This window comes from Apilactobacillus kunkeei, assembly GCF_001421115.1.
In the GTDB taxonomy this organism is placed as follows: Bacteria; Bacillota; Bacilli; order Lactobacillales; family Lactobacillaceae; genus Apilactobacillus; species Apilactobacillus kunkeei_F.
The window spans coordinates 227043-248831 of record NZ_JXCW01000006.1 but is presented as its reverse complement, the minus strand read 5'-3'; the positions used below and the strand labels follow the sequence as shown (position 1 = coordinate 248831).

Here is a 21789-nt window from a genome sequence, read left to right as displayed (position 1 = left end):
TCGTTCAGGGTTATTTTTTATGGGTTTATTTATTGTTTAAAGCTGATTTAATTCGTTTGAAGAAGCTTCCTTCTTCACTGTTTAGCATGAATAGCTTGTAAACATTTGAGAACTTGTAAGTCACGAAGGCAATGAAGGCAATCGCAATCAATAGTGAAATGATTCCTTCAAAGAAGTTTGCATTATGATTAATTAATCTAATTGGCATCAAGAATGATGAGAATAGTGGGATATATGATCCAACTTGTGAAAAGATTGAATCGGAAGCGCCATTATTAACAAAATTAAATGAAAGTACGAAGATAAATAAAATCAAGAATACAAGTGGTTGTGATGATTTTGATGCTCCCTCAACATTGGCTGAAAGAGAACCACAAATCGCCGCAAGCACAATTGCGATTACAAAGCCAACGAAGATGAATAGCAGGTTAATACTAAAGATATTACCGATAAATGTACTAATTAATACGTGTTGGGATGAGAATAATGAGTTGAAGAATGGATACATATTCAAGATGAAGTATGCAACCACTCCGACACCGCTATAAATTACCATTTGAGTTGCCATTAAAGCAATCACTGCGCCAACTTTACCACTGAAGTAAGTGCTAGGTGAAACACTACTGAAGATAACTTCTGAAATCTTGGTGCCTTTTTCCTTGGCAATAGTGGTGGACATGATGGAAGCATAAATTAAGGTAAAGAAGTAGGAAATAAAGATTAATACGTAAATTGATGCTGTATTAGCATTGGATGTTTGCTCAGATTTTTGCTTCTTTTCCTTATCAGTGATTGATGACTTAAACGCTGGTTTTACAGACAATTGCTTGTATTGTTCACTAGTAACGTTACTGGTCTTAACGTTAATGGCAGCTTGCTTTTGGTTCACAATTGATAATAAATCGGCCTTAACGTCGCTATCCAAAGAGCTACTTCCGACAAAGTTAACCTTGTATTGATTGTTTTCCTTGGAAACCTTGATATAACCATCAATATTGTCCTTCTTAAGTTCCTTTTTGGCGGTACTTTCGGATTTGATGCTGGTATCAATGGAATCTTTATCCTTGAATACTAGTTCGCTTTTAACGTTTGAATCCCCGACAACGGCGACTTGATAGTTGTCAAAGTTGCTGGTTGAACTGGCAACTAATCCACCGATTCCAGCACTAATTAAGACTGAAATAATTGGTGTGACTAGCAAAGCGATGAAACTCTTTGATTTTAAGTGGAGTAGGTAGTTTCTCATGAAGACAATATTGAACTTATGCATGTTTTGCCACCGCCTTTTCTCTAAAGATTTCATCTAATGTAGGTGGTTGTTGGCTGAATTCTTCGATGTATTCACCACGACTCACGGCGTTGAAGAGGGCCTTACCATATTCTTCATCGGTAAGGGTAATCTTGTAACGGTTATGACCACGTGCAACCACTTCACTGACACCATCAAGTGCAGCTAGTTCGTTTACGGACATGTCGGTTGTCACAAAGACGTGCTTCTTGCCAAATTGGTTTCTGATTTCGTCAACGCTACCGTTTAAAACGACGTTTCCGTTTCTAAGCATGACGACGTGATCACAAAGTTCTTCAACGTTGTTCATGTCGTGACTTGAGAAGATGATGGCAGCGCCATTTTCCTTAGTTTTGATGATTTCTTTCTTTAAAAGATCGGCATTAACTGGGTCCAAACCACTAAATGGTTCATCTAAGATTACCAACTTTGGTTCATGAATTAAGGTACAGATTAATTGGACCTTTTGTTGGTTACCTTTAGATAGTGATTTGATTTTGTCCTTTGCTTCTCCCTTAACCTCGAAACGTTTTAACCATGAGTCGATACGTTCTTTGACCCATTTTTTATCGCGGCCCTTTAGTTCCGCAAAATATGTAATTTGACTTTCAATTGTTAGGTCTTCGAATAGACTCCGTTCTTCTGGAAGATATCCCACTTCGTTGAAGTCCTTAACAGTGATTTCGTGATTGTTTAATGTAATTTTCCCATCAAATTCGATAAAACGAAGAATGCTATGAAAAGTTGTTGATTTACCAGCTCCGTTTTGTCCGATTAGACCTAGAATTTGGCCATCTTTCGCCTCAAATGAAACGTTGTTTAAAGCTTGGACTTTGGAAAATGATTTCGAAATATTCTCAATCTTTAAGATAAGCTCATCTCCTCTACTTTGATAAGCCTAATAATATCATAATGATATTCAAATTAAAATTTAATTTTTAACGAGTAAAACTATACATTGAGTATGGATACCATTACCGGATTTACGGAAATGGAAACACTTAATTATAGTGCTTTTGGTTTGTGATTAGGTGAACAAAGTTGACCTATTTTTTAATTAAAAATTGATATTTTATGTAAAAAAACATAGTGAAAATTAATTATTTTCTAGCTGCCAATGGGTTGAAACCCTTTATTGACACTGATACAATCGAATTGGAAACGTTAATAGTATCTAAATTAAAGGAGGGCGTTTTTGATGGTTCAAGTTGATGAAATGATTAACAATTTAGTAAGTAATGCACATACTGCATTAACTGAATTAGAAGGTTTAGATCAATCACAGGTAGACTCAATTGTAGATGCAATGGTCCAAGCTGGTTTGGATAACAGTGCGGAATTGGCAAAATTGGCTCATGAAGAAACTGGTCGTGGAAACACTCATGACAAGACTATGAAGAACATTTTTGCCAGTGGTCAAATTGGTAACTTCGTTAAGAATCATAAGACTGTTGGAATTATCGATGAAGACGATGAAGCCAAAACAGTTACAATTGCAGAACCATTAGGGGTTCTAGCTGGTGTTACTCCAGTTACCAACCCAACTTCAACTACTTTATTTAAGGCAATCATAGCGATGAAGACTAGAAACCCAATTGTATTTAGTTTCCATCCACAAGCTTTGAAGTCCTCAATAAAAGCAGCTGAAATTGTATTAGATGCAGCCGTTAAAGCAGGGGCACCAATGAATTCAATTCAATGGATTAGTGAACCAAGTATTGACGCAACCAATGCTTTGATTCACCACCCTGGTGTTGCAACGATTTTAGCGACTGGTGGACCTGCCATGGTCAAAGCCGCTTACTCAAGTGGTAAACCCGCATTAGGTGTGGGTCCTGGTAACGCACCATTATATGTTGAAAAGTCCGCAGATTTAGATGCAGCAGTTAAAGACATCGTATTATCAAAGACCTTTGATAATGGTATGATTTGTGCCACTGAAAACAGTCTGGTAATCGATTCATCCATCTATGATGACATGAAGAAACGCCTAAGTGACGCTGGTGTATACTTCATTGCTGAATCAGATCAAGACAAGTTAGCACAAACTATGTTTAACCCTGAAACTGGTGGCGTTAACGGACCAATCGCTGGTCGTTCAGCTAAGCAAATTGCTGACATGGCCGGAATTGAAGTTCCAGAAGGTACTAAGGTATTGGCCGCAGAACTAACTGAAGTTGGTCTTGACCACTTACTTTCAGGTGAAAAGCTTTCACCAGTTGTATCAGTATACAAGGTAGCTGATTCAGACCATGCATACGATACTCTAGAATCAATCCTAAACTATGGTGGATTAGGTCACACTGCCGGAATTAGATCAAATGATTCTGATGTGATTACCCAATTCGGTATCAAGATGAAAGCCTGCCGTATCCTAGTCAATACTCCTTGCTGTCTAGGTGGTGTTGGTAGCATCGTTAATGGATTGGAACCTTCACTAACCCTAGGGACTGGTTCATGGGGATTTAACTCTATTTCACATAACGTTACAGACTTTGATTTACTCAACCTTAAGAAAATTGCTTACCCACGTAAGAATAGTAACTTTGAAGAACTTATTAAAAAGTATATTTAATTAAAAAAGACTAGGCATTTGCCTAGTCTTTTTATTATGCGTGAATTAATAGTTTGATTAAGATTAGTGCCACGATGGTTTGAATTAGCCCAACTGAAACACTGTAGATAGCAAAACGCTTTCCGGCTTTTAGGAACGCTTTTAAGTTTAAACGTAAACCGATAGCGGCTAGCGCGATGATTTCACACCATGAGCTCAATAGGTGAGCGGTGTTTCCGATGAAAGCTGGAAGGTGGAAGAAACTATTTAGGATACAGAAGATTAAGAACCATAGAACGTACCATGGTAGGAAATCAATCTTACCTTTCTTCACTTCTGCCTCAACTTCTTTTTCGGCGTTAGCTAATGCTTCGTTTTTAGCATGAATGCGTGCAAACACAGTTACCACAACTACTAACATGATGATTCGCATAATCTTGAATAGAGTTGCGAATTGGACGGTAGTTTGGTTAACCATTGTGGCACTGGCGATAACTTGTCCAACTGATTGAACGGTACCACCAATCAAGGCACCACGTAGCATGTCAACGTGACCAAATACCATGGTACCGATGACTGGAAGAGCTAGCATCATTACTGTTCCCATTAGGTTAACCAGTGTGATACTCATACCGGCATCTTCATCAGAAGCGTTAATGACTGGCTTGATGGAAGCAATTGCGGATGATCCACAAACCGCGTTACCACCGGCCATGCAAAGGTAAATTCCTTCACCGAAGTGAAGCCACTTACCAATCATGATGGCTGCGATAATGGTGATGGCCATTTGGATGATGATGAATAGTAATCCAGACCAGTGTAACTGAATAATGGTTTGGAAAGTGATGGTAAGACCAAGTAGCATTACAGAGTATTCTAGTAATCGTTTTTCAGCAAACTTGGTACCAGCACTTAGAACTGGTTGCTTTAAAACGGTGTTACCCAACACAATTCCAATTAGGATTGCGATGGTGGCTCCACCGATGTTTGGAATAATAGCTGTAAGAAATTGACTAATAATTGCAATAATAGTTGCAGCTAGAAATCCAATGGTACGTTTTTTAATCGTATCAATCATATGAATTTCTCCTTTATTTATAATATTTAAATTATATCACGTGAGGCAAGGCTTCTAAACCGTTGAATTATTAAGCTTTAGTTAACATGATTTTGATAATATCGACATATCACGTATAATTATAAGTAATAGGAGTGATAATTTAATATATGGGTACTATAATTTCGATTCTTATTTTACTTATCGTTACAGTTTATGATGTGGTTAGAAACATTAGAAACAATCGTGTCATTAGAGATACCTTGAACAATTATGACAACGTTGTGAAAGTACGTGCCATGATTGAAGAATATGATGAAGATAGCGAGATTGTTAAAGCTATCAAGGATGAATTCAATGTTAGTTTTTATCCTGCAACTAAAATTTTTATTAGCGTCAAAAAAATGAAGTAAAACAAAAAGCCTAACGTTTTAAACGTTAGGCTTTTTTATTTTTTATTTGCGTTTTACAACGGCGTTTAAGATTAGACTAGCAATCACGATTAATACTAGTAATAAAATCAACGCGTGAAGTGATCCAACAGCAGTTCCGGTTTCTTCATTACCGCTACTCAATTGACTGATAGTAATGATAGCTGACACGATTGAAGTGGCAATGGCACCTGAGATTTGTTGGATGGTGTTGAAGACCGCGTTTCCATCGGTTCTTTGTTCACCATTTAGTTGGCTTAATCCACTTGTCATGATGTTACCAAATGATAATCCCATGCATAGCATGTAGATTACGTAGAAGATTAAAATCATGGCGTTACTCAAGTGAGTACCAAAGATAGTGAATAATACCAAACCAATTAGTCCGAATAACATTCCCAATGCTAGTGGCTTGAAAGCACCGAAGCGGTCGTACAAACTACCGGATAGTGGGGCGAAGATTGCACCAATTGCTGCACCAGGTAATACCAATAAACCAGCGATGAATGCTGATGAGTGGTTTACGATTTGCACGTAGTTAGGCAAGATGAATGATAAACCTAGTGTAATGAATTGTAGGATAAAGAATCCAGCAATGTGACCAGCGAACTTGTGGTTTTGAAGAACTGAAAGATCCAAGATGGCATTCTTACTTCTAATGCAGTGAATGTAAAGGGTAATTAAAGCAATCACGCCAATGATGATTGGAAGAATGACAACGGCACTTAGGATATTGCCAGCACCCATGTTTGAGAAACCATAAACTAGGCCGGTGAAGGTAATCACGATTAGGATTAGGCCGACAAAGTCTAAGCTAGTCTTTTCAATTACACGTTTTTGTTCGATGTTCAAAACACCCAAGATTAAAGAAATCACTAGGATTGGTAATAGGATGGCGAAGATGTAACGCCAACCGATTGAAGATACCACAATTCCACCGAAAGTAGGACCAACGGCAGGGGCAATGGCGGTAATCAAGTTACCAACCCCCATCATCACACCGATTTTTTCGGCAGGAACTTGATCCAAGATGATGTTAAACATCAATGGTAGTGCAATCCCGGTTCCAAAACCTTGGATCACACGACCTAGTAATAATACTGAAAATGTTGGGGCGCATAGGTCGCACATAACCCCTAGAATAAATAGTAAATTGGCAACGATAAATAATTGCTTGGTTTTAAAATTACGGTTCAATATTGCGGAAAGTGGTACAACGATTGAAACGATTAGTAAATAGATTGTAGTCATCCATTGAACAGTACTGGTTCCGACGTTAAAGTCGTGCATCAAAGTCGGAAATGTGATGTTCATTGAAGTTTCAATGACAACACCACTAAAGGACATGATTCCAGCTGCGATGACTGATAGTAATGTCTTTAATGAAATTTTGCTATCCATTATTAATCCCCCATGTGTTTAATGATTTTATCTAAGCTACTCTCTAGGGCATCGTACTCTTCATCAGACAAGAAACTATGGATTTGTTGTTGCGTTTCAACCATGAACTTTTGAATGTCGTCCTCATATTGAACGGCTAAATCGGTTAGGATAACCTGTTTTTGACGAGCGTCCTTGTTCGATTCAACACGTCGCACTAATCCCTTATCTTCCATTCGCTTCAATAGCGTTGAAGCGGTGGAACGACGGATGTTGAATTCGTGTTCGATGTCCTTTTGAAACATTTCTTGATCGTAAAACAGGGTCAAGAAGTCGATTACGGACATCTGCATACTTGTTAAATCGTATTGAATCGCAAACTTATCAAATTGCTTGGTAAGTTGGGTCGATGCAATCTTTAGTTGTCTTCCAATATTTTCTGTCATGAGTATCACTTCCTAGATTTTGTTAGCGTGCTAACAATTATAAAAGGGAAAAAATAAAAATGCAAGCAAAAAATGCACAAAAAAAGAACCCCGCATAAGCGAGGTTCTTTAAGACTAGACTTCCAAAATCTTTGATAAGAATGATTTTAGACGATCGTTCTTAGGGTGGTTGAAGATTTCATCTGGAGTACCTTCTTCTTGGATGATACCGTCATCAACGAATACCACACGGTCAGCAACTTCTTTAGCAAAGCCCATTTCGTGGGTAACAACAACCATTGTCATACCTTTTTCCTTAGCTAACTTCTTCATAACGTTTAAAACGTCACCGACCATTTCAGGGTCAAGGGCAGAAGTAGGTTCATCGAATAGCATGATGTCTGGGTTCATTGCTAAAGCACGGGCGATAGCAACACGTTGTTTTTGACCACCGGATAGTGAACTTACTGAAGCGTCAAATTTGTTTTCCAAACCAACAACTTCTAGTAACTTCTTAGCTTGTTTTACAGCATCTTCTTTTGATAGCTTACCTAATTCAACAGGGGCTAACATGATGTTTTTACCAACAGATAGGTTGTTAAATAGGTTAAAGTGTTGGAACACCATTCCGATTTGTTCACGAACCTTATCAATGTTTACGCCCTTTTTGGCGATATCAGTGCCGTGAACGACAACTGAACCTGAAGTTGGTTCTTCTAACTTGTTTAATGTTCTTAATAAAGTTGACTTACCAGAACCAGAAGGGCCGATAATAACAACTACTTCGTTATCTTTAACTTCAAGATCTACACCACGTAAGACATGATTGTCAGCGTATTGCTTGTGTAAATCAGTTACTTTAATTTTGCTCATATCTTAGCTCTCCTTTTTACCCAGTTTGATAGCCAAGTTAATAGGGTAATTACAACTAGGTAGATAATTGCAACCATTGCCCAAACTTTGAATCCTTCAAGGTTTCTAGCGATAATAATCTTACCAGTTTGAGTAAGTTCTAGAATCCCGATGATTGATAAGATTGAAGTATCCTTCAATGTAATGATGAATTGGTTAATGAATGATGGAACCATTAACTTCACACCTTGAGGTAGGATAACCTTTCTCATTGACTTACCGAATGGCAAACCAAGTGATCGAGCGGCTTCCATTTGACCCTTATCAACTGATTCGATACCACCCTTAACGAAGGCAGCAATGTATGCACCTTCGTCTAGCATCAATGTGATAACTCCAGCGACGAAAGCAGGAATTCTAGTACCAGTTAATGTGGGAATACCAGTGTAAATGAATAATGCTAGAACCAATAGAGGCATACCTCTAAATAGGTAGATAACAGTTGCTGATAACCAACGGAAGAATCGGATTGGTAGAACTCCGAATAGTCCAAAGATTACACCAAAGATAGTAGCAAAGATGATTGAAACGATGGTTAACCATAGTGTTTGTAGAAAACCTTGCCATAGGAAAGTCTTGTTTTGCTTCAAGATACCAAAGAATGAATGAGTATCTTCAGTATTCTTTTTAGCGTTTAAGTACTTGTCCATAATCTTTTTGTATTCGCCAGTTTTCTTTAAGTGAGTAAGACCAGCGTTGAATTTCTTTAGTAGTTCTTGGTTAGTACCTTTTTTAACACCAAAGGCAATTGGAGTACCAGCTGCCGGTTTAGTAACGATCTTTAGCTTAGTACCTTGGTTGATACCATATCTTAATACTGGTTCGTCATCAAAACATGCAACAGAGTTACCAGTCAAAACATCTTCGTAAACGTTACTGGAGTCATCGAAAGTACTGATTTTAAATCCATATTTCTTTTGGATTGATTGTGCGTATTGAGCACCGGTTGTACCAGTCTTAACGGCAATTGTTTTACCTTTAAGATCCTTTAGGCTTTTAATATCTTTGTTGTTTTGAGATACAGCCATAACAACACCTGAGTTGTAGTATGGTGTAGAGAAATCAAAAGTTCCTTTACGTTCTGGAGTAACAGACATACCAGCAATCATACCATTTAATTGACCAGATTGAACGGCTTGAATTGCACCGTTAAAGCTAGTTGGCTTAAGGTTAATCTTAAATCCTTGATCTTTGGCAATTGCTTTCATTAAGTCAATGTCAATTCCGACGTATTTATTGTTGTCATTTGCATATTCAAATGGAGGGAAGGTAACGTCCGTACCAATTTGATAAGTTTTTTCAGCAGCATGTGACTTGGCAGGTGCTGCGAATAAACCAAATGCAACGACGAATCCAACAGTTAATGCCATTAACCATCGGATCACTGATGAATGTCGCTTCATTAGTAAAACCCCTTTTCAAGTAAATTCTTTTCCACGTTATGTTTCATAACATTGTATGTTCTTATCATATCAGAAGCGGTAAGGATTGTATATCTGAAAACAATATTTTTTTAAAAAAGTTAAGTTTTGATGTCATAAGATATAACATATTGATGGATGTATAAGTCAAAAGTCAAAACTTTATAAAAATTTTACCTTTGATCAAATTCATATGTATCAAGGGTTTTCGGATGTTATGTAAGAAAAAGGTCAAAAAAGGTCAAATTTAGTATTGAATTATGTAATTTAGGTGGTATTATATTCTTTAGATAAGGAAATAGGAGAATAACTAAAAGCCTTATCTAATACATGCCGTGTTTGGCTAATGTATTTTAAAATAAAATATTATATGAAATGTGAGGGATGTACTATGGCAAGAAGTCCATTTGATCCATTTAACGATGATTTTGACAGAATTTTTAACCAATTTTTAGGCGACTCAGGTAACTCAAATGCCCAACGTCGATACATGATTAATGGTCAAGAAGTTACCCCAGAACAATTAGAAGAACTAAGAAGAAGTGGCCAATTACAAGGTGGCCAACCTAATACCCAACAAAAAGCTGCATCTAATAAGGGAGGAATTCTTGAAAAGCTAGGTCGAAACTTAACTCAAGAAGCAAGAGATAATAAGTTAGACCCAGTAATTGGAAGAGACAAGGAAATCCAAGAAACTGCTGAAGTATTATCAAGAAGAATCAAGAATAACCCAGTATTAGTTGGTGACGCCGGTGTCGGTAAGACTGCCGTTGTTGAAGGTTTAGCTCAAGCAATTGTTAAGGGTGACGTACCTGCATCAATTAAGAATAAGGAAGTTATTAGTATTGATATCTCTGGTCTAGAAGCCGGAACTCAATACCGTGGTAGTTTTGAAGAAAACATTCAAAACTTAATCAAGGAAGTTCAAGAAAAGGGTAATGTTATCCTATTCTTCGACGAAATCCACCAAATTCTAGGTGCTGGTAATGCCGGCGACGAAAGTGGATCCAAGGGATTAGCAGACATTATCAAGCCTGCATTATCTCGTGGTGAAATTACCGTTATCGGTGCTACTACCCAAGATGAATACAGAAACACAATTCTAAAGGACGCTGCTTTGTCACGTCGTTTCAACGAAGTGCAAATTAAGGCGCCAAGTGAAGAAACTACTTTAGAAATCTTGAAGGGTATTCGTCCATTATACGAAGAACACCACAATGTGATTTTACCTGACGAAGTATTGAAGGCTGCAGTTGACTACTCAGTTCAATACATTCCACAAAGAAGTCTACCTGATAAGGCCATCGACTTAGTAGATATGACTGCTGCGCACTTGGCTGCGCAACACCCAGTCTTAGATCAAAAGCAAATCGAAGACGAAATTGAAGCTGAAAAGAAAGCTCAAGAAGATGCTGCAGCTAAGGAAGATTACGAATCAGCTTTAAACCACAAGAACAAGATTGAAGAACTACAAAAGCAAATTGATAACAAGAGTGACGAAAAGAAAGTCACTGCTACTGTCAACGATGTTGCTAAGTCAGTTGAAAGATTGACTGGTGTTCCTGTTGCTAAGATGAGCAGCACTGACATCGAAAGATTAAAGACTATGGGTGACCGTCTAAAGGGCAAGGTAATTGGCCAAGACGAAGCTGTTGCCGCAGTCGCTCGTGCTATTCGTAGAAACCGTGCTGGTTTTGACGAAGGTAACCGTCCAATTGGTTCATTCTTATTCGTAGGTCCTACTGGTGTAGGTAAGACTGAACTTGCTAAGCAATTAGCTAAGGACATGTTTGGTAACAAGAACAACATTATCCGTCTAGATATGTCAGAATACTCCGACCCAACTGCTGTTTCCAAGTTAATCGGTGCTTCAGCTGGATACGTTGGATACAACGACAACAACAATACTTTGACTGAAAAGGTTCGTAGAAACCCATACTCAATCGTATTACTAGATGAAATCGAAAAGGCTAACCCACAAGTGCTAACACTTCTATTACAAGTATTAGACGATGGTCGTTTAACAGACGGTCAAGGAAATGTGGTTAACTTCAAGAACACCGTTGTAATTGCTACTTCAAATGCCGGATTCGGTAACGAAGCGCTTACTGGTGATGACGACAAGGACAAGAAGTTAATGGATCGTTTAGCTCCATACTTCCGCCCAGAATTCTTAAACAGATTCAATGCAATCGTTGAATTCTCCCACTTAACAAAGGATGACTTGAAGGAAATTGTCGACTTAATGTTAGCAGACGTAAATGCTACATTAGCTAAGAAAGACATGGATGTTGTCGTATCAGATGACGTTAAGAATCACTTAATCGAACAAGGATACGACGAAGCCATGGGAGCTCGTCCACTACGTCGTGTAGTTGAACAAGAAATTAGAGACAAGATTACTGACTTCTACCTAGACCATGAAGACATTAAGCACTTAAAGGCTGAAATGGAAGATGGTACTGTCGTAATTAGTGAAAACAAGTAATCTGAATAATAAAAAAGAGACCGTTTTGTAGGAACGGCCTCTTTTTTTGTACATTAAAGCTCCCGGTGAAAATATTATTAATTTTCTAACAATGATATAATTAAATAAATTAAAGATATGATTTTAGGGATTGGGAGGAATTATAACATTGAATAATAAATTTTTATCTTTTTTATCAATTTTATTAATCATTTTTACGGGATCAATATTGATCATCAGTCATGATTATCAATCAAAGGTTAATAACGCTGAAAAATCATTTGATATAAGTTCTAAATTTACTCCTTTTAACGTTCCGGTGGAAATGAATTCTGATAAGAAATACAACGAAGTGATAAGCTCTGTTAATTCTACCGCCAAAGAGCTTAATTTAAACTACTTAAAAAGAGTTAGGTATTCAGGATATTTGAAATCTAACGGCAAACTAAATTATTCTAAACCAATTCAATCTGTTGTCTTTCAAACTTATACAACCCATCCTACATCTTTATGGGAAAATTTTGGTTTAAAACCCAAAATCGTAAGTAAAAAATCTGATAATTTTAATAATGGCCTTAGTCAATATTCGGTACATATTGCTCCAATATCATTTTCAGAAAAATACCCTCAAAATAGAGAAGGAACTTTTTTCCTAGAGACAAAAAAAGCAAAAAAGTTTAGTGAATTTAGAAAAATATTGTCTAAAAAATTAAGTGCAATAAATAAAACAAAAATCTCTTCTGATGATTTATTGATTAATGATTCTGATAGCATACCATCGATAAGTTTCGATTCTCCGGAACGGTTAAATGATGTCTTTCAAACTTCGTTATTATTTTTATTTTTATTTGTAGTTATATTTATAATTTCGAATTCAAAATCATTTTCGATATATAAATTAAATGGATTCACAACGTTTAAAATAATTAAAATTAGTATGGGGAAAATATTTATTTTTAGTGCATTAGGCCTCAGTGTAGTAGATGGGCTGGCTTATTATGTATTTAATTTAAATATTGACCAAATAATAATTATTAAAGAATTATTGATGATGATTATTTTTTACATTATTTCTACTATTTTGGTATCGTTCTTTCAATATTTCAATTTTAGCAATCAAATAAATGGAAAGAATTACAACCGGTTAAATTTTATTGCTTTATATCTAGCCAAGGGTGTTTCCATAACAATTTGCCTGTTCACACTAGTTCCATTAGCTGAGGTTTCTATTTCATCATACATTAGTATTAATCATCCCAATCAATATGATAGGCAAAAAGACTTTGGCGTATTCTATCCAGTTATTACTGGAAACAATCCTAATGAGTTTTCGTTAGAACAAGGTAAAGTTTTAGATGATAATATGTATAGTTATCTAAACTCACGTGGAGCTATCATTTATGACGATAGTTATTTAAAACAACCAATTGCAGATTACCTTAAGTTCATAAAAGTAAATCCAAATTATTTAAATAAATTTCCTCTGTATGATACCAGTGGTTATTCTATCCACTTGGATAATAATTCAAGAGACGTATTGCTCGCCATACCTGTAAGCAAAGCTAAATCAACAAAAGCTCTAGTATCTGATATTAAACAAATATCCAAGGAAGAAATAGGAAGGATTCCTAAAATTAAAATAGTTTATATCTCTAACAGATATAATAATAGATTTAAAAGCATAAATAATGGTGAAAATATAAGTAAGTATGTTGTATTTGTAACCACAAAAAACAACTCATCCTTTGTGGAAAGAAACATAATGGATGGCGGTGGTTTTAGCGATGGATTAAAGATGTCAATTGGTTCATCAGTAGAATCAACATACAATCGAGTTAAAAAGAGGCTTATACAATATAACTATTATGATAACTATCCTCAGTTAATAAAACTGAGTGATTATTATCATGAAGATCTGTTAATAAGTATTGGAGATGTTATCTCCCAATCATTAACAGTTTTAGTTGGATTTATAATTACGCTAATTCTCGTTATTTATGTTGCTTTCTTATACTTTAAAAACTTCAAAAGAAGTATATTTATAAAGAAATTAAACGGATATAGCAATATGAAAGCATATTTATATTTTTGGATACTAATGGCAATGCAATATCTTTTAATAGCCTTAATAATGTACTTAAATGATTTATTTAGCATGATAACGGTAATGACAGTATCTATTGTTTTGATAATAGAATTATTGATTAGTCTATGCGTTGTTAAAAAGCTTAATTCTGGAAGCTGGGGAGATGTAATTAATGAACAATGAGATTGCAATAAAAGTTGATAATTTAAATAAAAAATTCAAAGACCACGTAATTTTTGAAAACTTTTCATTAAGCATACCCAAAGATAAGATAACTACAATATTTGGAACTAGTGGAAGTGGAAAGTCGACTCTTCTTAATATAATTGGTCTCTTAGAAAAATATGATTCTGGAAAAATAAAAATTTTTGGAAAAGAAACCCCTAAAATGAATAGTCGTAAAGCGATGAAAATAAGAAGAAGTACAATTAGTTATTTGTTCCAAAACTTCGGTTTAATCGAAAGTGGAACCATATATGATAATTTAGCGATTGCACTTGAATATGTAAAACCTGAAGATAAAATATTGGAAATGGAAAAATCACTAAGTGAAGTAGGACTTCATAAGCCATTGAATATTAAAGTATATAATCTTTCGGGTGGAGAAAAACAAAGGCTAGCAATTGCTATGATTATGTTAAAACAGTCTGACATCATCTTAGCCGATGAACCTACGGGATCGCTTGATCATGAAAATAGAGATTATATAATGAGTAAGTTAGTAGAGTTAAATAAAAAGGGAAAAACAATTGTTATTGTTTCTCATGATTTAAAATTTAAAGAGATTAGTGATAAGTGCGTAGAGATAAAAAACTAAATACGTGCGTATAATAAAAAGAGACCGTTTGGTAGGAACGGCCTCTTTTTTATTTGAATACCCATAGTTTACTTAGTATAAAGTTAACTGGAACGGTCACAATTAATGTTAATACTGGGACAATTTGTTCGTTAATAGATGTATAGACAGACAATAGGTATGTTAATAGTACTGTTAAACACCAAGTGAACACGTAGGTAGAATAATATTTAATCGCGGTTTTAGTAACGTTTCCGCTAGTTTTGAATACCCACTTTTTATTAATGGTTAAACCAATTAAAGTAGTTGTCCCATACCCGATTGCCATGGCAATGGTAGGAGATGTAATCTTCCATAGGCATGTATAAATTAAATAGGTTAGTATTGTGTTAATGAATCCAACGATACCAAATTTGAAAAATTGCTTAATTATATTAATCATTTATCTTCTCCGTGTGAAATCATTTGAACTTATATAGTAGTATATACCAAAATTATTTTCGGTTATTGGAATCTTTGATGTTGAATATATAAATAAAAATTATCTGTTATTCCTTGTTCTCCTTTATTTTTTCTACCATTTCTTTTAAATCATCAATACTATTAAAAGAATATCCTTCATAAGGGTCAACGGGCATTTCTTTAATACTGTGTATGTTAAATTCTTTCGGAATGTCAATTTTTTCCTTAATATAATGAAGATTTCCTTTTGGATCCCTAAGCCATCTTTTTCCTCTGCTATCCTTGAAATAAATTAACGCTTCAGGTCTTACTCCTCCCATGCTTGGTCCATCAGTTCCAATTATTTTATAGATTATTTGAGGGGTAAGTATGCGTAAAAATAAATATTTATAATTTTCTTCATCAAACTGAATTTTACTTTCTCTAAATGAGTACCTATTTATAGCTGATATAATCCAAACTTGATAAATAGGTTCAGATGATGAATTGCCAATCATTATTGGGCGATATATTGTATGATTGTTAATTGGTTTTAGAGGCAGATTATCATTCAATGTGTGAACATAGATTTTTGATGCTTGATCAGACATTTGCTTTATTTGCTCATCTTCCTGGATTTTAAGTGCCTTGTTTGATATGGAAAATGATTCATAAAGCAAGAAAATATTCATTAAGGTTGTCACTACTGTAAATAAAGTGCTTTGATTATAAAATAAGATAAAGAATATTGATACGATAATTACTAATGCAATAATTATCATTTTAATTGAAATTTTCTTAAGTAATTTTACAACAAATTTAATTGTCACCATCTCCCATAAAATGATTGTGATATGATATATAATATCATATAGAACAAAAGGAGATTCGCATGCCCTTACAATATTCTTTTGAGATTACACCCAACATTGATCAAGTTAACCTGGATGGTTTATTAAAACTACATCCAGAATTCATCTCGATTACTGATAGAAATCATGACATGGATAACCTGCTACAAAGCATTCAAATCGCTGACTACATCCATGCTAATTCATCTGTTGATGTCGTCATTCATCTGACCGGAATCGACAAGGATGAAAAGGGAGTTCAAGAGATGGTTGATTTGATGCAACAACACAATATCCACAGTGTGCTGGCGTTGCGTGGTGATAAGTTGTCTCAAAATGATACGGCGGAGACATTTCCACATGCGGATCGACTAATTGAATTTATCAAACAACAATATCCACATGTGAATATCTCTGGAACTTGCTATCTAAATAGTAGTGACGAAGAAATGAAATGGTTGAGACAAAAGATTGAAAAGGGATGCACGAATCTAATTTCACAATTTAGCTTTGACGCGAATGATTACGTTGATTATTTAAATCAAAACCAAATTGATACGCCAATCTGGTTTGGGATTATGCCACTGATTTCGAGATCTCAAGCAGAAAAGATGCTGAGTTTAACCCATTCGACTGCTCCAGATGAACTAAATGCTTTGATGAATCAATATAAAGATGAGTTCGGCGAAGGTGGTGTTCGATACACTGCTAGGATGATTAATAAAATCAAACAAGCCGGTGCTAACCACATTCATTTGTATTCATTAAATAATGCGGAAAATACTGAAAAGATTATTAATATAATTTAGCGCACAAAAAAAGACGCCCTTCGGCGTCTTTTTTATACACACATCATCTAAAAGAGAGATTAATACTTAGGTTCCCACTTAGTGTCTTCGATAGCTTTGTCAACATCTTTGATGTCTTCACGTGTAAGACCACGTTTTACAGCGCTATCGGCAACGGCCTTAGCTACAGTAGTTGAGAATTGATCCAACTTAGAAACTGGAGGTAAGACAGCAGCACCTGGTTTGTCAGTGTCGACAATACCACCAAGTGAGTGGGCAGCTGCGGAAATCATTTCGTCATCTAGAACAGTTGCTGTAGCAGCAATTGCACCTAGACCTAGACCTGGGTATACAAGGGCGTTGTTAGCTTGACCGATTTGGTAAGTAGTACCGTTGTATTCAATATCGTTAACTGGGATACCAGTACCGATAAGAGCTTTACCGTCAGTCCATTTTAGTAGGTCTTCAGCCTTAGCTTCAGCCAACTTAGTTGGGTTTGAAATAGGGAAGATAATTGGACGTTCAGTGTGAGCAGCCATTTCCTTAACGATTTCTTCAGTGAAAGTGTTTGGTTGAGTTGAAGTACCAACTAAAATAGTTGGGTGAACTTCTTTAACAACTGCTTCTAGACTAGTTAGTGAATCTGCGTTATCAAATTCGCTACGGCTTCTAGCAAATGGTTTTTGTTGAGGAGTCAAAGTATCGTCGTCATCGAACAATAGACCTTGCTTATCAACTAGGTAGAAGTGTTTCTTAGCTTCTTCTGGGTCCATACCTTGTTGTACGAACTCATCGTATACACGAGAAACGATACCAGTACCAGCTGAACCTGCACCAAATGATACGTAAGTTTGGTCCTTCATTTCTTCACCAGAAATGTTTAAAGCACCTAAGATACCTGCTAGAACGATGATACCAGTACCTTGGATATCATCATTGAATACAGTGTACTTGTCTTTGTATCTGTCTAGAATTTCAGCAGCGTTGCTACGACCGAAGTCTTCGAAATGTAAGTACATTTCTGGGAACATTTCTTCAGCATCTTCTACGAAAGTATCAACGAACTTGTGGTATTTTTCACCGTAAACACGTTCGTGTCTGTTACCTAAGTACATTGGGTCCTTAAGTAATTCTTCGTTGTTAGTACCAGCATCTAGCACAACAGGTAGAACTTGACTAGGATCGATACCAGCAGCGGCAGTGTAAACCATTAGTTTACCAACAGCAATATCAACACCGTTAGTAGCCCAGTCACCAATACCTAAGATACCTTCAGCATCAGTAACTACGATTAGACGGATGTCTCTGCCTTCAGCAGCATTCTTTAATGAAGTCTTGATTGAATCTAAATCATCATCGATTGATAAGAACGTAGCGTTTTGTGGTTGAACAAATAGTTCACTGTAGTTTTCAATAGTTTCAGCGATTGTTGGATCGTATACGATTGGCATAAATTCAACAACGTGTTGTGAAAATAACTTGTAGAATAGAACACGGTTTTCGTTAAATAGAGTCATTAAGAAAACACGTTTTTCTAAATCTGATGGTTTGCTTTGGAATTGAGCGTAAGCTTGATCCACTTGTTCTTGTAAAGTTTGAACGTATGGTGGAAGCATTCCTTCTAAACCAAGTTCTTTTCTTTCTTCTTTAGTAAATGCAGTACCCTTATTCTTGAAAGGATTGTTTAAAATATCATATCCAAAAGACATAGTACTTACCTCTTTTCATAATTTATATATAGATAATAATACATGGGTATTTAGATAGTCAAAACTTAGTGTTATAATAAATATAATTTATATCTAAAAAATAAACCTTTTTATATCAACGCTGGGAGGCGTTTTTTATGAACACCAGAGACCTTGAATATTTTATAAGCTTAACAGAATTAAAAGTTTTTTCGAAAGTTGCTGAAGAATTTAAAGTAAGTCAACCTACCATTACTTTTGCTCTGCAACGATTAGAAAAAGAGATGGACGCTAAGTTGATTATCAGACATCGTACCCATGGCGAACTCATTGTAACCGATAGTGGGAAACAATTGTTAAATCATGCTCGCGCAATCATCCGTCATTTTGACGTTGCCAAGCGAAACATCGCCAACTTGAAAGCTAAAAAAGTTTCAATTGGGCTACCACCAATTATTGAAACGAGATACTTTCCTACAATTGCTCAACATTTGAAGGAAAGAAAATTATTAAATAGTATTATTACCTATGAATATGGATCAGAAACGACCAAATCTGCATTGAAAAATGGTGAGTTAGATTTAGCTTTGCTAGGTTCTAACAATCCGTTGGACGACCCCGACATCGAAACAGAAGAAATCGAAAGAATTCCATTCTGTGCGTACGTTTCAAAGGACCATCCACTAGCTAATGAAGGTAAGATTCATTTTGCTGACCTAGCCAAGGAAGACTTTGTGCTATTTAAACAAGGTTTTACCCAAAACGAATCCTTTAACCAATTGGCTAAACGAAATTCATTCCATCCAAACGTGATTTTTAGATCGAATGAAACCAACAATATTATGAGTTTGATTTCTAACAACGTTGGTGTCGGATTCTTTAACTCATTGGTGCAAGTACCCGACGGGGTAGTCAAATTGGACTTCTTAGATGAAGACATGCCAATGTTTGTTACCAATCTGGTTTACTTAAAGTCCCATTACTTCAATGATTTCCAAAAGGAAGTCTTGGATGTTATCAGGGATTCACTTAAGAGATAAATAAAAAAAGCCCAAGCGAAAGCTTAGGCTTTTTTGCATGTTATTTTTATTTAAATGTATAATATATACATGCAATAATTGATGCTAATAATCCTATATCGACCATAGCAAATGACCAATAAATCATTTTTTGATAATCTTTATATATATTTGGATTAATCCCTTTTTTTCTACCAAATATCATATATAGATATTCATTAATAATTGCGGATGTTGTTATTAATATCATTATTATAAAAGTTTTTTTAGATATTAGAATCATATTTAATAATGCTAACAGCAATAGCGCAAAATTAATCTTGAAGTAAATATTATTATATTTCTCTTTTATCTTTTCTCCTTTTGAAGACATATTATCTTCATAATTAAGTTTCTGTTTAAAGGATTTTCTACTTTTTACAAATTTAACTGTTGGGAATATGCATATAATACAGAGTATAAGTTCAATTAGATTAAAAATAAAACGAATATTTCCAGCTCCTATCCTTATAATTAATTATGTAGTAATTGTTATTTTAACATAATTTATTATTATGAAAAAGGCCGAATAGCCGGTGGAATGCTCTTTTGGAGTGCTTGGGTATTCACTCACAATGCATCAAAAAAAGACACAATTAAAACTTTTTACCCAATTTAATTTTTATTCAATTCCAGTAATTAGATAAATTTTTTGAAATACGGCCATTTTGAACATAAAATCTTTCTATACTTATTCTTTGTAAAAAAATTTTTTTATTTCTTAAAAATGTTGCTATGACAGTGATTCTAGACTTTTGCACATTGACTTGATTAATTCGTTTATTGCAAAAATTTTAATAAGATAAGATAATAGATATTGTGGTATTGAGGAGAACAGAAATGTTTCCTATACTACATCTTGAAAATAAAATAAAAAAGCCTTGAACTAATTGGCGTTAGATCAAGACTCGTTAATATTTAGTTTGATATTGTTTTTTTAAATATGGGCATATTTAGGCAATTCCAAACTAATTCTCTATGGAATTAATCAAGGGGTAAAGTGTATACTTTTTATTCAAAATATCTTAACTTTATTCAACTTGACTAATTCCTTACAATTTTTATTATAGTATCTTAAATTCAGTATTACAAACAAATTTGTTATTTTTTTGTGCCATTTGTTGTAATTTCGGAACGCCTTATAGCGTAAAAACCTATATTTATAGGGGATATTGTATACATTTCGGAACTCTGAAAAAATTGTATTTTTTATCACATTAGGGACGAGTCTAGCTAATTTCAGTTATTCTCGTCTTTTTTATTTCGTTAAATTTTTAGTGAAAGGAATGTGATACATGATGATTACAAAATTTAAATTGATTTGCACTATTATTTTATGTTGATTTTGATCAACTATATAAATCATATTTTTGTTATTAATTTTAAGAGGTGACGTTATGGATATTAAAGTATTAGAGGTTCAACAATGGTTGAACAAGACATATTCTGATGTATCAGGATATGAAAGAATTCGTGAAAATGGTCAAAGTAATTGGGAAACCATTTATGGACTAACTATGGGATTACAACATGAGTTAGGAATTAGTCCAGTTAGTGAAGGATTTGGAAATAAAACCAAATCAGCATTGTCTAATGTTGTTGATGAATTAGCTCCAGGGTATAAAGGAAATATTGCTAAGCTAATTCAAGGTGCATTCTGGTGTAAGGGAATCTCCCCAGTAACTTTTGATGATAAATTTAGTGATAATACTAGAACTGCATTTAAAAAGCTAGAACGTAATGCAGGTTTAGATGGTGACGGTAAAGTTTCCGTTATGTTAATGGCTGCATTGTTTGATATGAGTGCTTTTACATTAATCCCTACTGAGAATTGGGAGGATGAATCAGTAAGGAATTATCATGAAAAAATTAGGGAAATGCAACAAGATTTAAACAGAAGATTTGCAGTAGAAAGAGAGCTATTGTTACCGTGTGATGGCATCTACCAAAGAGACACTAACGAGGAATTAATTTATTATTTGCAAAAAGCTGAAGGGCTATCAAATGCTAACGGTGTTTACGGTCCATATACAATGCAAAATACTCCTACATTATCAATTGGTAGCAGTGGTGATATTGTAAAGATTATTTGTTAATAGTTTTTATGATGGTGACTTTACCGGAGTATTTGATGATAACCTTGCAG

Annotated in this window: 19 protein-coding genes; 8 read left to right on the top strand and 11 right to left on the bottom strand. The window is 35.0% G+C overall.

Going from position 1 to position 21789, the window contains the following annotated elements; all coding sequences use genetic code 11:
* Positions 1-25: 25 nt before the first annotated feature.
* Positions 26-1270: an ABC transporter permease gene (locus tag RZ55_RS06610; RefSeq protein ID WP_057176059.1), complete on the bottom strand. Its 1245-nt coding sequence runs from the start codon at positions 1268-1270 to the stop codon at positions 26-28.
* Positions 1263-2159, bottom strand: a complete 897-nt coding sequence (locus tag RZ55_RS06605; RefSeq protein WP_057176058.1) for an ABC transporter ATP-binding protein — start codon at positions 2157-2159, stop codon at positions 1263-1265. Before RZ55_RS06605 ends, RZ55_RS06610 begins: the two co-directional genes overlap by 8 nt.
* Before the next feature lie 327 nt (positions 2160-2486).
* Between RZ55_RS06605 and RZ55_RS06600 the strand changes: the two genes are divergently transcribed.
* Complete coding sequence (locus RZ55_RS06600) at positions 2487-3863, top strand: aldehyde dehydrogenase family protein (protein ID WP_057176057.1); 1377 nt, start codon at positions 2487-2489, stop codon at positions 3861-3863.
* Positions 3864-3897: 34 nt separating this feature from the next.
* Here the strand turns inward: RZ55_RS06600 and RZ55_RS06595 are convergent, their stop codons facing one another.
* Positions 3898-4920: a YeiH family protein gene (locus RZ55_RS06595; RefSeq protein ID WP_057176056.1), complete on the bottom strand. Its 1023-nt coding sequence runs from the start codon at positions 4918-4920 to the stop codon at positions 3898-3900.
* Positions 4921-5069: 149 nt separating this feature from the next.
* Between RZ55_RS06595 and RZ55_RS06590 the strand changes: the two genes are divergently transcribed.
* Complete coding sequence (locus tag RZ55_RS06590; RefSeq protein WP_057176055.1) at positions 5070-5312, top strand: hypothetical protein; 243 nt, start codon at positions 5070-5072, stop codon at positions 5310-5312.
* Between the two features lie 42 nt (positions 5313-5354).
* Here the strand turns inward: RZ55_RS06590 and RZ55_RS06585 are convergent, their stop codons facing one another.
* From RZ55_RS06585 to RZ55_RS06570, 4 genes are all read right to left on the bottom strand, one after another.
* Positions 5355-6731, bottom strand: coding sequence for a DHA2 family efflux MFS transporter permease subunit (locus RZ55_RS06585; RefSeq protein WP_057176054.1), 1377 nt, complete (start codon positions 6729-6731; stop codon positions 5355-5357).
* A gap of 2 nt (positions 6732-6733) precedes the next feature.
* A complete protein-coding gene (locus RZ55_RS06580) occupies positions 6734-7156 on the bottom strand; it encodes a MarR family winged helix-turn-helix transcriptional regulator (protein WP_057176053.1) in 423 nt (140 codons plus the stop codon).
* Positions 7157-7270: 114 nt separating this feature from the next.
* Complete coding sequence (locus RZ55_RS06575) at positions 7271-8008, bottom strand: amino acid ABC transporter ATP-binding protein (RefSeq protein WP_057176052.1); 738 nt, start codon at positions 8006-8008, stop codon at positions 7271-7273.
* A complete protein-coding gene (locus RZ55_RS06570) occupies positions 8005-9417 on the bottom strand; it encodes an amino acid ABC transporter substrate-binding protein/permease (protein WP_241772101.1) in 1413 nt (470 codons plus the stop codon). The genes RZ55_RS06575 and RZ55_RS06570 overlap by 4 nt, the downstream gene beginning before the upstream one ends.
* Positions 9418-9859: 442 nt before the next feature.
* Here RZ55_RS06570 and RZ55_RS06565 point away from each other — a divergent pair, with 442 nt between their 5' ends.
* From RZ55_RS06565 to RZ55_RS06555, 3 genes are all read left to right on the top strand, one after another.
* Positions 9860-11956 carry an AAA family ATPase gene (locus RZ55_RS06565; protein WP_057176050.1) on the top strand — a complete coding sequence of 699 codons (2097 nt, stop codon included), beginning with the start codon at positions 9860-9862 and terminating at the stop codon, positions 11954-11956.
* Positions 11957-12104: 148 nt separating this feature from the next.
* Complete coding sequence (locus RZ55_RS06560; RefSeq protein ID WP_057176049.1) at positions 12105-14204, top strand: DUF1430 domain-containing protein; 2100 nt, start codon at positions 12105-12107, stop codon at positions 14202-14204.
* Positions 14194-14838 carry an ATP-binding cassette domain-containing protein gene (locus RZ55_RS06555; RefSeq protein WP_057176048.1) on the top strand — a complete coding sequence of 215 codons (645 nt, stop codon included), beginning with the start codon at positions 14194-14196 and terminating at the stop codon, positions 14836-14838. Before RZ55_RS06560 ends, RZ55_RS06555 begins: the two co-directional genes overlap by 11 nt.
* Positions 14839-14887: 49 nt before the next feature.
* On the opposite strand, the gene RZ55_RS06550 is transcribed toward RZ55_RS06555, so the two are convergent.
* The gene (locus RZ55_RS06550; RefSeq protein ID WP_057176047.1) at positions 14888-15259 is read right to left on the bottom strand and encodes a GtrA family protein; all 372 of its coding nucleotides are present in this window, start codon (positions 15257-15259) and stop codon (positions 14888-14890) included.
* 106 nt (positions 15260-15365) lie between these two features.
* On the bottom strand, positions 15366-15950 hold the full coding sequence (locus tag RZ55_RS06545) for a hypothetical protein (RefSeq protein WP_171823265.1): 585 nt from the start codon (positions 15948-15950) through the stop codon (positions 15366-15368).
* 200 nt (positions 15951-16150) lie between these two features.
* Here RZ55_RS06545 and RZ55_RS06540 point away from each other — a divergent pair, with 200 nt between their 5' ends.
* Positions 16151-16918 carry a methylenetetrahydrofolate reductase gene (locus RZ55_RS06540; RefSeq protein WP_057176045.1) on the top strand — a complete coding sequence of 256 codons (768 nt, stop codon included), beginning with the start codon at positions 16151-16153 and terminating at the stop codon, positions 16916-16918.
* 59 nt (positions 16919-16977) lie between these two features.
* Here the strand turns inward: RZ55_RS06540 and RZ55_RS06535 are convergent, their stop codons facing one another.
* Positions 16978-18606, bottom strand: a complete 1629-nt coding sequence (locus tag RZ55_RS06535; RefSeq protein WP_057176044.1) for a malolactic enzyme — start codon at positions 18604-18606, stop codon at positions 16978-16980.
* A gap of 137 nt (positions 18607-18743) precedes the next feature.
* On the opposite strand from RZ55_RS06535, the gene RZ55_RS06530 reads away from it, so the two are divergent.
* Complete coding sequence (locus RZ55_RS06530) at positions 18744-19625, top strand: LysR substrate-binding domain-containing protein (protein WP_057176043.1); 882 nt, start codon at positions 18744-18746, stop codon at positions 19623-19625.
* A 46-nt stretch (positions 19626-19671) separates the two neighbouring features.
* Here the strand turns inward: RZ55_RS06530 and RZ55_RS06525 are convergent, their stop codons facing one another.
* A complete protein-coding gene (locus RZ55_RS06525; RefSeq protein ID WP_053797038.1) occupies positions 19672-19977 on the bottom strand; it encodes a hypothetical protein in 306 nt (101 codons plus the stop codon).
* Between the two features lie 1063 nt (positions 19978-21040).
* Between RZ55_RS06525 and RZ55_RS07315 the strand changes: the two genes are divergently transcribed.
* Complete coding sequence (locus RZ55_RS07315) at positions 21041-21739, top strand: hypothetical protein (RefSeq protein WP_057176042.1); 699 nt, start codon at positions 21041-21043, stop codon at positions 21737-21739.
* The last annotated feature ends 50 nt before the right edge of the window (positions 21740-21789 follow it).